Origin of the sequence: Citrobacter sp. 50677481 (assembly GCF_001463265.1) — a bacterium.
Classification (GTDB): Bacteria; Pseudomonadota; Gammaproteobacteria; order Enterobacterales; family Enterobacteriaceae; genus Citrobacter_A; species Citrobacter_A sedlakii.
Map to the genome: position 1 here is coordinate 166,944 of NZ_LNHZ01000051.1, position 13,706 is coordinate 180,649.

The window sequence follows — 13,706 nt, forward strand, 5'->3', positions numbered from 1 at the left end:
ATAAGGGGGATTGTAACGTGAGATGGCTCAGGCGGACATAATACGTATCAAGCCTTTGGCGGTTCCGTGCGGGCAAAACTTTCGCGGCTAAACAGGGTTTCCACCAGTTTTACCAGGTTAGGACGGTCCACGCACCAGCCCGGCGACACGCGACGGAAGTTGAGATAGCCCACGGCGCAAGCAATCGCGATAGTCGCCAGATTCACCGTATCGGGTTTAATGGTTCCGTCCACCAGATAGCCTTCCAGCGCATCCAGACTGCGGGTGATTTTTTCACGCTGACGCAGAAGCTCATTTTCCGACTGCTGCGCCGCCGGTCGCGCCTGTTCACGCACCGACACCAGGCCAGCATCCATAATACCGTCAGCCAGGGCTTCAAGCTGGCGCACCTTCAGCGACGCCAGCGGTTCGCGCGGTAGCATCGCCGGGGCGATGTCCAGCAGTTCGATATATTCGGCAATGATTGGCGAATCAAACCAGTATTCTCCATCATCGGTCACCAGCGCCGGGACTTTCCCCAATGGATTGTACTGCGCCACGCCGTTTTCCGCGTTGTACGGCAGTTCATTAACAAATTCGAAGGTGATGCCCTTTTCCAGCAGCAGAATCGAGATTTTGCGTACAAACGGGCTGGTGTAGCTACCTATGAGTTTCATACCGGGTCCTTTATGCCAACGTAGGGGGAAGACAATGCGCCAAAGAATAATCAACAGTATTCAGTATGGCTCAGATGCGTGCAAAGAGAATGAAAGTTAGCAGACTGCCAACGAAACACCGCACTGTTGTGCTGAAAATGAGAGATATGTTTTATGCGATATACGCCTGTTACGACAAGGAAAATAAAAAAGGCGTTTTCATTGCTATCAGCCTCATGAGGAACAATGCATGTTCTATAAGGTATAAAGGGCAAATGCAGTTAATAACTCAATGGCGCGGCAAACGCAGAACCTGCGCTACATCACATCAGGGCAAATTCGACTGAAAATTTATTGTGATTTAAATCACAAATATTCAACAAACCGATAAAACAAAAACGTGAAACAAATCACATTTTTGTGCCGTTAATGGTTCAAAAATCCACTTTGATGTTTTTCCATACAACTATTTCGTGATGCAAATCACATTAAATACCTCCCTACCCCCTATATTTATGTGATTCACATCACACAAAAGGGCGCAGACTGGACAGCTGATCGATTCAGTGCCAGATTTCGCAGTATCTACAGGGTCCGGCTACCTCTGCCGCCACATTAACAAAACCTCGGGCTTCCGGCCTGCGCGACAGCAAACATAAGAAGGGGTGTTTTTATGTCATCCGATATTAAGATCAAAGTGCAAAGCTTTGGTCGATTCCTCAGCAATATGGTGATGCCAAATATCGGCGCGTTTATCGCGTGGGGTATTATCACCGCATTATTTATTCCGACAGGGTGGTTGCCAAACGAAACGCTGGCGAAGCTGGTCGGCCCGATGATTACCTATCTCCTGCCACTGCTGATCGGTTATACCGGCGGTAAACTGGTGGGCGGCGAGCGCGGCGGCGTGGTCGGGGCGATCACCACCATGGGCGTGATCGTCGGCGCAGACATGCCGATGTTCCTCGGCTCCATGATTGCAGGTCCGCTGGGCGGCTACTGCATCAAGAAATTCGACAACTGGGTAGACGGTAAGATCAAGTCCGGTTTTGAAATGCTGGTGAATAACTTCTCCGCTGGCATCATCGGGATGATCCTCGCGATTCTGGCGTTCCTCGGTATTGGTCCGCTGGTGGAAGGTTTGTCAAAAATTCTGGCGGCGGGCGTCAACTTCATGGTTGTCCATGACATGCTGCCGCTGGCGTCCATCTTTGTTGAACCAGCGAAAATCCTGTTCCTCAACAACGCCATCAACCACGGTATCTTCTCGCCGCTGGGTATTCAGCAGTCGCACGAGATGGGCAAATCCATCTTCTTCCTGATTGAAGCCAACCCGGGCCCGGGGATGGGCGTGCTGCTGGCGTACATGTTCTTTGGTCGTGGCAGTGCAAAACAGTCTGCGGGCGGTGCGGCTATCATCCACTTCCTGGGCGGGATCCACGAAATTTACTTCCCTTACGTGCTGATGAACCCACGTCTGATTCTGGCCGTTATCCTCGGCGGCATGACCGGCGTGTTCACCCTGACGCTGCTGAACGGCGGTCTGGTGTCTCCGGCGTCTCCGGGGTCTATTCTGGCGGTGCTGGCGATGACGCCAAAAGGCGCCTACTTCGCTAACATCGCGGCAATCTGTGCGGCCATGGCGGTCTCCTTCGTGGTCTCGGCGATTCTGCTGAAAACCAGCAAGGTGAAAGAAGAAGACGACATTGAAGCGGCCACCCGTCGTATGCAGGACATGAAAGCAGAATCCAAAGGCGGCACGCCGCTGTCTGCAGGCGATGTCACCAACGACCTGAGCCATGTGCGTAAAATCATCGTAGCCTGCGACGCCGGTATGGGCTCCAGCGCGATGGGCGCAGGCGTGTTGCGTAAGAAAGTACAGGATGCCGGTCTGTCTCAGATTTCAGTGACCAACAGCGCCATCAATAACTTGCCGCCGGATGTTGACCTGGTCATCACCCACCGCGATCTCACCGAGCGCGCAATGCGTCAGGTTCCACAGGCACAGCATATTTCGCTGACCAATTTCCTCGACAGCGGTCTGTACGCCAGCCTGACCGAACGTCTGGTTGCGGCGCAGCGTCACACAGACAATGAAGAGAAAGTGCGTACCAGCCTGCAGGACAGCTTTGACGAAAGTAACGCTCATCTGTTCAAACTGAGCGCGGAGAACATCTTCCTCGGCCGTACCGCGGCCACCAAAGAAGAAGCCATTCGCTTTGCCGGTGAACAACTGGTTAAAGGCGGCTACGTTGAGCCGGAATACGTTGACGCGATGTTGGCGCGTGAAAAATTGACCCCGACCTATCTGGGCGAATCCATTGCGGTTCCGCACGGTACGGTGGAAGCCAAAGATCGCGTACTGAAAACCGGTGTCGTGTTCTGCCAGTATCCGCAAGGCGTTCGCTTCGGTGAAGAAGAGGATGATATCGCCCGTCTGGTTATTGGTATCGCCGCACGCAATAACGAGCACATCCAGGTGATCACCAGCCTGACCAACGCGCTGGATGATGAAACCGTTATCGAACGTCTGGCTAACACCACCAGCGTCGAAGAAGTGCTTGAGCTGCTGGCAGGTCGTAAGTAAGTGCATTTGCCCGGTAGCGCTTGCGTTTGCCGGGCCCCTATTTTCGTCTCCTGTAAGGGAGAGGGTTTGGGTGAGGAATCGCTTTTCACCCCAGCCCTCTTGGGTAAAAACATTAACGAAGGTTACTACTATGAAAGCATTACATTTTGGCGCAGGTAATATCGGACGTGGCTTTATCGGCAAATTGCTGGCAGACGCGGGGATACAACTGACATTCGCTGATGTAAATCAGGTCGTGCTCGACGCCCTGAACGCCCGTCATAGCTATCAGGTGCACGTGGTGGGTGAAAATGAGCAAGTGGATACCGTTACCGGCGTTGATGCGGTAAGCAGCATCGGCGACGACGTGGTTAAGCTGATCGCCCAAGTGGATCTGGTGACCACTGCCGTTGGTCCGGTCGTGCTTGAGCGCATCGCGCCTGCCATCGCAAAAGGACTGGCGCAGCGCAAAGCGCAGGGTATCGACACCCCCCTGAACATCATCGCCTGTGAAAACATGGTCCGTGGCACCACGCAGCTGAAAGGCCATGTCATGAACGCGCTGGCGGAAGATGACAAGGCATGGGTGGAGGCGCACGTCGGCTTCGTCGACTCCGCGGTGGATCGTATTGTTCCCCCTTCCGCCTCCGCTACGCACGATCCGCTGGAAGTGACCGTTGAAACGTTCAGCGAGTGGATTGTCGACAAAACGCAGTTTAAAGGCGCGCTACCGAACATCCCGGGAATGGAATTAACTGATAACCTGATGGCATTTGTCGAACGTAAACTCTTCACGCTGAACACCGGGCATGCTATAACCGCCTACCTCGGAAAATTGACCGGTCATCAGACTATCCGCGACGCGATCCTCGACGAGAAAATCCGCGCGGTGGTAAAAGGGGCGATGGAGGAGAGCGGCGCGGTGCTGATCAAACGCTACGGTTTTGATGCAGACAAGCACGCGGCGTATATCCAGAAAATTCTTGGCCGTTTCGAAAACCCGTACCTGAAAGACGACGTTGAGCGCGTTGGCCGTCAGCCGCTGCGGAAACTGAGCGCCGGTGATCGGTTGATCAAACCACTGCTGGGCACGCTGGAATATGGCCTGCCGCATCTGAACCTGGTGAAAGGCATTGCCGCGGCGATGCATTTCCGTAGCGAAGACGATCCGCAGGCGCAGGAACTGGCGGCGCTGATTGCCGACAAAGGCCCGCAGGCCGCTCTGGCGCAGGTTTCCGGACTGGATGCCAGCAGCGAAGTCGTGGCCGAGGCCGTAAACGCGTATAACGCGATCAAATGATGCAAAATACGGCGCAGGCGAACCTGCGCCCGAATGAAAGATTGTCAGATATGCAGGCAATAATGGAAGAAACCCAGGCCTTTGAAAATCGTGTGCTTGAGCGTCTGAATGCTGGCAAAACCGTACGAAGTTTCCTGATCACCGCCGTCGAGTTACTCACCGAGGCGGTGAACATTCTGGTGCTTCAGGTGTTTCGCAAAGACGACTACGCGGTGAAATACGCAGTAGAACCGTTACTCGACGGCGACGGACCGCTGGGCGATCTGTCGGTGCGCCTGAAACTTATCTATGGCCTCGGCGTGCTGAGTCGTCCAGAGTATGAGGATGCGGAGCTATTGATGGCGCTGCGTGAAGAGATGAACCATGATGGCAATGAGTACGCGTTTACCGACGATGAAATTCTCGGACCGTTCGGCGAACTTCACTGCGTGACGGCGCTACCGCCGCCGCCGCAGTTTGATGCCCCCGACCCGGCGCTGTACGCCATGCAAATCCAGCGCTACCAGCAAGCGGTACGCTCGACAATGGTGCTTTCCCTGACTGAGCTGATTTCTAAAATCAGCTTAAAAAAAGCCTTCCAGAAATAGGCCCGGTTGTCTCACACCTTATCTTCCAGCTTTGGCTGATACAGCTGCCGATAATATTCCAGCCGGTCGAGATACATCTTCGCATGCTCCAGCGGGATATCATTCGGGACCGTATCGCGCGCAGGCGTTTTATTCAGGTATTCCCGGAACGCCTGACTTGAGGCCATAAAATCAATGGCTTTATCAATCAGATGTGGAACATTTTCACCCATTTTCGCCATGAGAAGTCCTCCCTCTGTCAACGCTATAAACAAACGCAGCCGCCAATTTTAGTTTAGGATCAGAAACGCGAACGGGTTGAGGAAAACGTGCTTAAACATGATCCTGCGCAGAAAATAGCGAGTCTGACTCTTTTCCTGGCAAAAAGCCTTTTTTATCAGCCAGGTAACAATGATGTCTGCGCGGCCATTCTTATCCGTTTTGATTATTTTTTAGCGATTGATTGTGAAGAAACCCGCTCAGCGCGCATACTATAGGGCATTCCCTTTATTTCTATCAGAAGCCATACCATGAAAGAAGTCGAAAAAAACGAAATTAAACGCCTGAGCGATCGCCTTGATGCTGTTCGCCACCAGCAGGCTGAACTGTCGCTGGTCGAGGCCGCCGATAAGTACGCGGAGCTGGAAAAAGAGAAAACCACGCTCGAAACGGAGATCGCCCGCCTGCGCGAAGTGCACAGCCAGAAACTGAGCAAAGAAGCGCAAAAGCTGATGAATATGCCGTTCCGCCGCGCAATCAGTAAAAAAGAGCAGGCCGATATGGGCAAGCTGAAAAAAAGCGTGCGTGGTCTGGTGGTCGTACATCCAATGACCGCACTGGGCCGTGAAATGGGTTTGGAAGAAATGACCGGCTTTTCAAAGACTGAATTCTAAATGCGTTACGGGTGGCGCTTCGCCGCCCTAATCCACGCGTAAATTGGCCCTACCAATCCCCCTCCTTTGCGTCCACTGGTTCACACTTCGCTGATTTAGCCTTACACTATTGTTGCCAATACATAACATTTGGTTAACCATTTGTTGTCATTATCCCTACACAACAATATTGGCAGGACCACTTTTACACATAATGTGACGTCGAGATGAGCACAGACTCATAGCATTATGCGCGTGGCCCTCAGGAGACCTGCAATGAATCTCTGGCAACAAAACTACGATCCGGCCGGGAATATCTGGCTGTCCAGCCTGATCGCATCGCTCCCGATTCTGTTTTTCTTCTTCGCGCTGATCAAGCTCAAGCTGAAAGGCTATGTTGCCGCCTCGTGGACGGTGGTTATCGCGCTGGCTGTGGCGCTGCTGTTTTACAAAATGCCGGTCGATCGCGCGCTGGCCTCGGTGGTGTATGGTTTCTTCTATGGTTTGTGGCCGATTGCCTGGATCATTATCGCCGCTGTGTTTGTCTACAAAATCTCGGTGAAAACCGGGCAGTTCGACATTATCCGCTCGTCGATTCTGTCGATTACCCCTGACCAGCGCCTGCAGATGCTGATCGTCGGCTTCTCCTTTGGCGCGTTTCTGGAGGGGGCTGCGGGGTTCGGCGCCCCGGTGGCGATTACCGCCGCGTTGCTGGTTGGACTGGGCTTTAATCCGCTTTACGCCGCCGGGCTTTGCCTGATCGTCAACACTGCGCCAGTGGCGTTTGGCGCAATGGGGATCCCGATTCTGGTCGCCGGGCAGGTAACCGGACTGGACAGTTTTGAAATCGGCCAGATGGTGGGCCGCCAGCTGCCGTTCCTGACCATCATCGTACTGTTCTGGATCATGGCGATTATGGACGGCTGGCGCGGCATTAAAGAGACCTGGCCCGCGGTGATGGTAGCGGGCGGCTCGTTCGCGATTGCTCAATACCTCAGCTCCAACTTTATCGGTCCGGAGCTGCCGGACATCATTTCCTCACTGGTGTCGCTGGTCTGCCTGACGCTGTTCCTGAAACGCTGGCAGCCGGTGCGTATTTTCCGCTTTGCGGATATGGGGGCTTCCCATGTGGATCAGACGCTGGCGCGCACTGGCTACACCGCCAGACAGATTGTTCGCGCGTGGTCGCCGTTCCTGTTCCTGACCGCCACCGTGACGCTGTGGAGCGTACCGCCGTTTAAAGCACTGTTCGCCCCAGGCGGCGCGCTGTACGACTGGGTGATTAACATCCCGATTCCGTTCCTGGACAAGCTGATTGCCCGCATGCCGCCGGTAGTCAACGAAGCAACCGCCTATGCCGCCGTGTATAAATTCGACTGGTTCTCAGCGACCGGTACCGCCATTCTGTTCGCCGCGCTGCTGTCCATCGTCTGGCTAAAGATGAAGCCTTCCGCCGCCATCCAGACCTTTGGCAGCACCCTGAAGGAGCTGGCGCTGCCTATCTACTCCATCGGGATGGTGCTGGCGTTCGCGTTTATCTCTAACTATTCCGGTCTTTCGTCAACGCTGGCATTAGCGCTGGCGCATACCGGCAGCGCCTTCACCTTCTTCTCGCCGTTCCTCGGCTGGCTGGGCGTGTTCCTCACCGGCTCAGACACCTCATCGAATGCGCTGTTTGCCGCGCTGCAGGCTACCGCCGCCCAGCAAATTGGCGTGTCGGATGTGCTGATGGTCGCTGCAAACACCACCGGCGGGGTCACCGGCAAGATGATTTCGCCGCAGTCCATTGCTATCGCCTGCGCGGCGGTAGGACTGGTCGGTAAAGAGTCGGACTTGTTCCGTTTCACCGTCAAACACAGCCTGATCTTCACCTGCATGGTGGGCGTAATCACCACGCTTCAGGCGTATGTCTTAACCTGGATGATCCCGTGATTGTGATGCCAAAACGCCTGTCCGACGAGATAGCCTCTCGTGTGCGGGCGCTGATTGAAGAACAGCAACTGGAGGCGGGTATGAAGCTGCCCGCCGAACGCCAGCTTGCCCAGCAGCTTGGCGTGTCGCGCAACTCTTTGCGCGAAGCGCTGGCGAAATTAGTGAGCGAAGGCGTCCTGCTCAGCCGTCGCGGCGGAGGGACGTTTGTCCGCTGGCAGCATGAAGAGTGGTCTGAGCAAAACATCGTACAGCCGCTCAAAACGCTGATGGCCGACGACCCGGACTACAGCTTCGACATTCTGGAAGCCCGCCACGCCATCGAAGCCAGCACCGCCTGGCATGCCGCCCTGCGCGCTACCCAGGCAGATAAAGAAAAAATCAGGCTCTGCTTTGACGCGACCCTCAGCGAAGATCCGGACATCGCCTCTCAGGCCGACGTTCGGTTTCATCTCGCCATCGCCGAGGCGTCACACAATGTGGTGCTGTTGCAGACCATGCGCGGATTCTTCGACGTACTGCACTCGTCGGTAAAACAGAGTCGCCAGCGTATGTACCTTGTCCCGCCGGTCTTTGCAAAGCTGACGGAGCAACATCAGGCGGTCATGGACGCCATTCTTGCCGGTGACGCCGACGGCGCGCGTAAAGCGATGATGGCGCATCTCAGCTTCGTCCACGCCACCATTAAACAATTTGATGAAGATCAGGCCCGCCAGGCGCGAATCACCCGCCTGCCCGGCGACCACAATGAGCATTCCAGGGAGAACAAAGCATGATTATCTCAGCAGCCAGCGATTATCGCGCCGCAGCCCAGCGCATTCTGCCTCCGTTTCTGTTCCACTACATCGACGGCGGCGCCTATGCGGAATACACCCTGCGCCGCAACGTAGAGGATTTATCGGAAGTGGCGCTGCGTCAGCGCGTTTTGAAAAACATGTCTGACTTAAGCCTGGAAACCACCCTCTTTAAAGAAAAGCTGTCGATGCCGGTGGCGCTGGCGCCGGTTGGCCTCTGCGGCATGTACGCCCGCCGAGGCGAAGTGCAGGCCGCTGCCGCCGCGGATGCGAAGGGGATTCCGTTTACCCTTTCCACCGTGTCCGTTTGCCCAATCGAAGAGGTGGCGCCGACCCTTAACCGTCCGATGTGGTTCCAGTTGTACGTGCTGCGTGACCGCGGTTTTATGCGTAACGCGCTGGAGCGGGCGAAAGCGGCAGGCTGTTCAACGCTGGTCTTTACGGTCGATATGCCAACACCCGGCGCGCGCTACCGCGACGCACATTCGGGCATGAGCGGTCCAAACGCCGCGCTGCGCCGTTACTGGCAGGCGGTGACCCATCCACAATGGGCGTGGGACGTAGGCCTGAACGGTCGTCCGCATGATTTAGGCAACATTTCGACCTATCTTGGCAAACCAACCGGGTTGGAAGATTACATCGGCTGGCTGGCAAATAACTTCGATCCGTCAATTTCGTGGAAAGACCTTGAGTGGATCCGTGACTTCTGGGACGGCCCGATGGTGATCAAAGGGATCCTCGATCCGGAAGACGCTCGCGACGCGGTGCGCTTTGGTGCGGACGGCATTGTGGTGTCTAACCACGGCGGACGCCAGCTCGACGGCGTGCTCTCCTCCGCGCGCGCCCTGCCCGCGATTGCCGACGCGGTAAAAGGCGACATCGCTATTCTGGCCGACAGTGGTATCCGTAACGGGCTGGACGTGGTACGCATGATTGCGCTGGGCGCAGACAGCGTGCTGCTGGGCCGCGCGTATCTTTACGCGCTGGCCACCGCCGGCCAGGCGGGCGTCGCCAACCTGCTGAACCTGATCGAGAAAGAGATGAAAGTCGCGATGACGCTGACCGGCGCGAAATCCATTAGCGAAATCAGCAAAGACTCGCTGGTTCAGGAGATCGGCAACCTTCCCGCGGCGCTGGCCCCCCTCGCGCAGGGTGATGCCGCGTAGTGAACGTGCTATGCTGCCCCGCGCAATTGAAGGGGCAGCAAACATGCTTAATATCGTTTTATTCGAACCAGAAATCCCACCCAATACCGGCAACATCATTCGCCTGTGCGCTAACACGGGCTTTCGTCTGCATATCATTGAGCCGATGGGCTTCACCTGGGACGACAAACGTCTGCGTCGTGCGGGACTGGACTACCATGAATTTGCCGCCGTGGCGCGCCATCGTGATTACGCGGCGTTTCAGGAAGCCGAAAAGCCACAGCGTCTGTTTGCCCTCACCACCAAAGGGACGCCCGCCCACAGCGCGGTGAGCTATCAGGACGGGGATTATTTGATGTTTGGCCCGGAGACGCGCGGCTTACCTGCCAGCATTCTTGATGCCTTGCCTGCGGAGCAAAAAATTCGGATTCCGATGATGCCGGACAGTCGCAGTATGAACCTGTCAAACGCGGTGTCGGTGGTGGTGTACGAGGCGTGGCGACAGTTAGGGTATCCCGGCGCGGTATTGCGTAGCTGAGGGTTGTCGGGTGACGACGCTACGCTTACCCCGCCAACGAATCACGCAGACGGGGCATTTTTTTCGGGCGTTATCGACGCCGCCACATTGAACACAGTCTGCACGCAGTCACCGGAGCGTACGCATAGCCCGTGAGGTGGCAAGCACAGCCTGGATTCAGGCTGGCACGTAAGATAGCCCGAAATCAGATTCCGTCGCCGTATTCGAACGTATGATGTATCCCGTTAAAATGCTGATCCATATCCATCGACGGTTTATCACTGTCCGGCTTGCCGACGATGCGCGCTGGCACCCCTGCGGCGGTGGTGTGCGGCGGTACAGGCTGTAACACCACAGAACCCGCGCCGATTTTTGCTCCGCGTCCAACTTCAATATTGCCAAGGATCTTCGCCCCGGCGCCAATCATCACCCCTTCACGGATCTTCGGATGGCGATCGCCGCTGGTTTTGCCGGTGCCGCCAAGGGTGACCGACTGCAGAATCGACACGTCATCTTCAATTACCGCGGTTTCGCCCACCACGATGCCAGTGGCGTGGTCGAGCATGATCCCGCGTCCGATCCGCGCAGCCGGGTGGATATCGACCTGGAACGTCACAGATACCTGATTTTGTAAGAAGATAGCCAGCGCGCGGCGACCTTCGTTCCACAACCAGTGGCCGATGCGATAAGCCTGTAGGGCGTGAAAACCCTTCAGGTATAACAGCGGGGTGGAATATTTATCAACCGCCGGGTCGCGAGTGCGCACCGCCTGAATATCGCAGGCTGCCGAGGCAATCATCTCCGGGTCGGCGGCGTAGGCTTCCTCCACCACTTCCCGAATGGCAATCGCAGGCATAATCGGCGAGGCCAGTTTGTTCGCCAGCATGTAGCTTAGCGCACTGCCCAGGTTTTCATGCTTGAGTAGCGTTGCGTGGTAAAAACTGGCCAGCATTGGCTCACAATCGGCCAGGGCACGGGCTTCGGCTTTAATATTGTTCCAGACGATATCCAGTTCTTCACACGGCATTGCGAACTCCAGGTAATGAGGCTAACGACCGGCCCGTTCTTCGCGGGCCGGGTCATTGACGAAAACAGATCCTTGCGACTAGTGGCGGCTACGCTCGTCCTTGCGTGTACGGCCTAATAAGGTCAATGCTGCCTCGCGCGCGTTTTTTCCGCAATATAATACTTGATAAATTTCCTCGGTTATTGGCATTTCGACACCAAAACGGTGCGCCAACTCGCGGACTTCTTTCGTATTGCGATAGCCTTCCACCACCTGTCCAATCTTGTCCTGCGCGCCTTGCACATCCATGCCCTGACCGAGCATCATGCCAAAGCGGCGGTTACGCGACTGATTGTCAGTACAGGTCAGCACCAGATCGCCCAGTCCCGCCATCCCCATAAAGGTGGCCGGATCGGCGCCCAGCGCCGCGCCCAGACGCGACATTTCCGCCAGTCCACGCGTGATAAGCGCGGTGCGAGCGTTAGCGCCAAAGCCGATGCCGTCTGACATCCCGGCGCCAATCGCAATCACATTTTTCACCGCGCCGCCAAGTTGAACGCCAATGAAGTCCGGATTGCTGTAGACGCGGAAACTTTTGCCGCAGTGAAGCAGTTGCTGAAGGTCGTCGGCGAAGGTGTCGTCAGTTGACGCCAGCGAGATGGCCGTCGGTAATCCCGCCGCCAACTCTTTCGCAAAGGTCGGACCGGAGATGACCGCCAGCGGAATTTGATCGCCCAGCGCCTCGCGCGCAACGTCCTGCAACAGGCGTCCCGTCTCGGCTTCAAGCCCTTTTGTCGCCCAGACCAGCCGCGCGTCAGCACGCAGCAACGGTTTGATTTGTTGCAGCACTTCCCCAAACACATGGCTTGGCACTACCACCAGAATATCGCGGCTCGCCGCCAGCGCGGTGGCTAAGTCGCTTTCGAGATGGAGCGTATCGGGAAAAGGCACGTCAGGAAGAAACGCGACGTTACAGCGATCGCGCTCAAGCGTCGCAATATGTTGCGGATCGTGGCCCCACAGGACAACCGGGTGGCCGTTTCTCGCCAGGGTGATGGCGAGAGCGGTGCCGTACGAGCCGGCACCAATCACTGTCATTGAAGCATTACGTGGGTTCATCAGGCATCCTGATGTTCTTCAGTACCTTCGCCAGCCTGCTGCTGTAAATAGTTCATGAACAGCGCATCGAAGTTAACCGGCGCAAGGTTCAGCTGCGGGAACGTACCGCGTGAAACCAGGCTGGTGATGCATTCGCGGGCATACGGGAACAGAATGTTCGGGCAGTATGCGCCCAGGCAATGCGCCATCTGGGTGCCTTCAATACCGCTAATGGAGAAAATACCGCCCTGCTGAACTTCGCACAGGAAAGCCGTTTCTTCACCCAGGGAAGCGGTTACGGTGACACGCAGTACAACTTCGTACACATCATCTGCCAGTTGGGTAGATGCGGTATCAAGATCAAGTTTAACCTCTGGCTGCCAGTCTTTCTGGAAAACATGCGGCGCATTTGGCGCTTCGAAAGAGACATCTTTGGTGTAAATACGTTGGATCTGGAAAGCCATTTCGGTGTTATTTTGTTCTGACATGTGTAGAAAACCCTTTTAGTGTTGTCCTTAAAATACAGCCTAAGTCTGTGATGACGTTAGCTCAGCAGGGGATCAAGTCCACCACGCGCATCCAACGCATACAAGTCGTCACAGCCGCCAATGTGCTGTGCATCAATAAAAATCTGCGGAACCGTTGTACGGCCACTGCGCTTGATCATTTCTTCCCGTTTTACGGCGTCGCCGTCAATCGGAAGCTCCTGGAAACTCACGCCCTTGCTGTTTAACAACGCTTTCGCGCGATGGCAAAACGGGCAGGTTGCTTTGGTGTAGATCTCGATATTGGCCATACATCTCTCCGATATTCGCTTTATCTGTGAATTTCGTGCCAGCGGCGAGTTTATTTGCCGCGAACCAGCGGCAGATTCTCGCCGCTCCAGCCAGCAACGCCTTCTTTCAGCACGGACACTTTTTCAAAGCCTGCCTTGATGAGCGCGTTTGCCGCTTCCTGACACTGCATGCCGGAACCGTCGACCACGATCACCGGTTTGTCTTTGTGCTTATCGAGCTCGCCCACGTTGTTCGCTTTGATTTCACTTGGCAGCAGGTTGATAGCGCCTGCGATATGGCCTTTACGGAAATCGTCACGCTGACGTAAATCGACAACAACGGCGTCTTCTTTGTTGATAAGACGCGTGGCTTCACCACGGGTGATGACCTTCACTTTTGAGGTCAGGCCTTTAAACGTGGTGAATAAAACCGCCACCAGTAACGCAATCCAGGCGATACTCAGTATGGGATGGCGACCAACAAATTGCATAATTTCTTGCAT

15 protein-coding genes are annotated in these 13,706 nt (G+C 55.6%); 8 read left to right on the forward strand and 7 right to left on the reverse strand.

Going from position 1 to position 13,706, the window contains the following annotated elements; all coding sequences use genetic code 11:
* Window positions 1-47: 47 nt before the first annotated feature.
* The gene (locus APU02_RS13365; RefSeq protein WP_042286899.1) at window positions 48-656 is read right to left on the reverse strand and encodes a glutathione S-transferase; all 609 of its coding nucleotides are present in this window, start codon (window positions 654-656) and stop codon (window positions 48-50) included.
* A 652-nt stretch (window positions 657-1,308) separates the two neighbouring features.
* Between APU02_RS13365 and mtlA the strand changes: the two genes are divergently transcribed.
* From mtlA to mtlR, 3 genes are all read left to right on the forward strand, one after another.
* Complete coding sequence (gene mtlA / locus APU02_RS13375; protein WP_060570247.1) at window positions 1,309-3,222, forward strand: PTS mannitol transporter subunit IICBA; 1,914 nt, start codon at window positions 1,309-1,311, stop codon at window positions 3,220-3,222.
* A 130-nt stretch (window positions 3,223-3,352) separates the two neighbouring features.
* Window positions 3,353-4,501 (forward strand): mannitol-1-phosphate 5-dehydrogenase, encoded by a 1,149-nt coding sequence (mtlD, locus tag APU02_RS13380; protein ID WP_060570248.1) that lies wholly within the window; start codon window positions 3,353-3,355, stop codon window positions 4,499-4,501.
* The gene (gene mtlR, locus APU02_RS13385) at window positions 4,498-5,088 is read left to right on the forward strand and encodes a mannitol operon repressor MtlR (RefSeq protein ID WP_060570249.1); all 591 of its coding nucleotides are present in this window, start codon (window positions 4,498-4,500) and stop codon (window positions 5,086-5,088) included. Before mtlD ends, mtlR begins: the two co-directional genes overlap by 4 nt.
* 11 nt (window positions 5,089-5,099) lie before the next feature.
* Here mtlR and APU02_RS13390 read toward each other — a convergent pair whose 3' ends face one another.
* Window positions 5,100-5,309, reverse strand: coding sequence for a hypothetical protein (locus tag APU02_RS13390; protein ID WP_042286912.1), 210 nt, complete (start codon window positions 5,307-5,309; stop codon window positions 5,100-5,102).
* Window positions 5,310-5,597: 288 nt separating this feature from the next.
* On the opposite strand from APU02_RS13390, the gene APU02_RS13395 reads away from it, so the two are divergent.
* The 5 genes from APU02_RS13395 (at window position 5,598) to trmL (ending at window position 10,345) form a co-directional block, all read left to right on the forward strand.
* On the forward strand, window positions 5,598-5,960 hold the full coding sequence (locus APU02_RS13395; protein ID WP_042286914.1) for a YibL family ribosome-associated protein: 363 nt from the start codon (window positions 5,598-5,600) through the stop codon (window positions 5,958-5,960).
* Between the two features lie 255 nt (window positions 5,961-6,215).
* Window positions 6,216-7,871 (forward strand): L-lactate permease, encoded by a 1,656-nt coding sequence (lldP, locus tag APU02_RS13400; RefSeq protein ID WP_060570250.1) that lies wholly within the window; start codon window positions 6,216-6,218, stop codon window positions 7,869-7,871.
* Complete coding sequence (lldR, locus tag APU02_RS13405) at window positions 7,868-8,644, forward strand: transcriptional regulator LldR (RefSeq protein ID WP_042286920.1); 777 nt, start codon at window positions 7,868-7,870, stop codon at window positions 8,642-8,644. Before lldP ends, lldR begins: the two co-directional genes overlap by 4 nt.
* Window positions 8,641-9,828, forward strand: coding sequence for an FMN-dependent L-lactate dehydrogenase LldD (lldD, locus tag APU02_RS13410; RefSeq protein WP_042286923.1), 1,188 nt, complete (start codon window positions 8,641-8,643; stop codon window positions 9,826-9,828). Before lldR ends, lldD begins: the two co-directional genes overlap by 4 nt.
* 43 nt (window positions 9,829-9,871) lie before the next feature.
* The gene (trmL, locus tag APU02_RS13415; RefSeq protein WP_060570301.1) at window positions 9,872-10,345 is read left to right on the forward strand and encodes a tRNA (uridine(34)/cytosine(34)/5-carboxymethylaminomethyluridine(34)-2'-O)-methyltransferase TrmL; all 474 of its coding nucleotides are present in this window, start codon (window positions 9,872-9,874) and stop codon (window positions 10,343-10,345) included.
* A 184-nt stretch (window positions 10,346-10,529) separates the two neighbouring features.
* On the opposite strand, the gene cysE is transcribed toward trmL, so the two are convergent.
* From cysE to APU02_RS13440, 5 genes are all read right to left on the reverse strand, one after another.
* On the reverse strand, window positions 10,530-11,351 hold the full coding sequence (gene cysE / locus APU02_RS13420; RefSeq protein WP_042286927.1) for a serine O-acetyltransferase: 822 nt from the start codon (window positions 11,349-11,351) through the stop codon (window positions 10,530-10,532).
* 78 nt (window positions 11,352-11,429) lie between these two features.
* On the reverse strand, window positions 11,430-12,449 hold the full coding sequence (gene gpsA, locus APU02_RS13425) for an NAD(P)H-dependent glycerol-3-phosphate dehydrogenase (RefSeq protein WP_060570251.1): 1,020 nt from the start codon (window positions 12,447-12,449) through the stop codon (window positions 11,430-11,432).
* The gene (secB, locus tag APU02_RS13430) at window positions 12,449-12,916 is read right to left on the reverse strand and encodes a protein-export chaperone SecB (protein WP_003024155.1); all 468 of its coding nucleotides are present in this window, start codon (window positions 12,914-12,916) and stop codon (window positions 12,449-12,451) included. The genes gpsA and secB overlap by 1 nt, the downstream gene beginning before the upstream one ends.
* Before the next feature lie 56 nt (window positions 12,917-12,972).
* On the reverse strand, window positions 12,973-13,224 hold the full coding sequence (gene grxC / locus APU02_RS13435; RefSeq protein WP_012908148.1) for a glutaredoxin 3: 252 nt from the start codon (window positions 13,222-13,224) through the stop codon (window positions 12,973-12,975).
* Window positions 13,225-13,274: 50 nt separating this feature from the next.
* Entirely contained in the window at window positions 13,275-13,706 is a 432-nt protein-coding gene (locus tag APU02_RS13440) for a rhodanese-like domain-containing protein (protein ID WP_042286978.1), read from the reverse strand.

Coding starts and splice junctions, on each gene's coding strand:
- grxC (WP_012908148.1), bottom strand. CDS start 13,224: ATGGCCAATATCGAGATCTACACCAAAGCAACCTGCCCGTTTTGCCAT.
- lldP (WP_060570250.1), top strand. CDS start 6,216: ATGAATCTCTGGCAACAAAACTACGATCCGGCCGGGAATATCTGGCTG.
- cysE (WP_042286927.1), bottom strand. CDS start 11,351: ATGCCGTGTGAAGAACTGGATATCGTCTGGAACAATATTAAAGCCGAA.
- trmL (WP_060570301.1), top strand. CDS start 9,872: ATGCTTAATATCGTTTTATTCGAACCAGAAATCCCACCCAATACCGGC.
- APU02_RS13440 (WP_042286978.1), bottom strand. CDS start 13,706: ATGCAAGAAATTATGCAATTTGTTGGTCGCCATCCCATACTGAGTATC.
- mtlA (WP_060570247.1), top strand. CDS start 1,309: ATGTCATCCGATATTAAGATCAAAGTGCAAAGCTTTGGTCGATTCCTC.
- lldD (WP_042286923.1), top strand. CDS start 8,641: ATGATTATCTCAGCAGCCAGCGATTATCGCGCCGCAGCCCAGCGCATT.
- gpsA (WP_060570251.1), bottom strand. CDS start 12,449: ATGAACCCACGTAATGCTTCAATGACAGTGATTGGTGCCGGCTCGTAC.
- secB (WP_003024155.1), bottom strand. CDS start 12,916: ATGTCAGAACAAAATAACACCGAAATGGCTTTCCAGATCCAACGTATT.
- APU02_RS13390 (WP_042286912.1), bottom strand. CDS start 5,309: ATGGCGAAAATGGGTGAAAATGTTCCACATCTGATTGATAAAGCCATT.
- mtlR (WP_060570249.1), top strand. CDS start 4,498: ATGATGCAAAATACGGCGCAGGCGAACCTGCGCCCGAATGAAAGATTG.
- APU02_RS13395 (WP_042286914.1), top strand. CDS start 5,598: ATGAAAGAAGTCGAAAAAAACGAAATTAAACGCCTGAGCGATCGCCTT.
- mtlD (WP_060570248.1), top strand. CDS start 3,353: ATGAAAGCATTACATTTTGGCGCAGGTAATATCGGACGTGGCTTTATC.
- APU02_RS13365 (WP_042286899.1), bottom strand. CDS start 656: ATGAAACTCATAGGTAGCTACACCAGCCCGTTTGTACGCAAAATCTCG.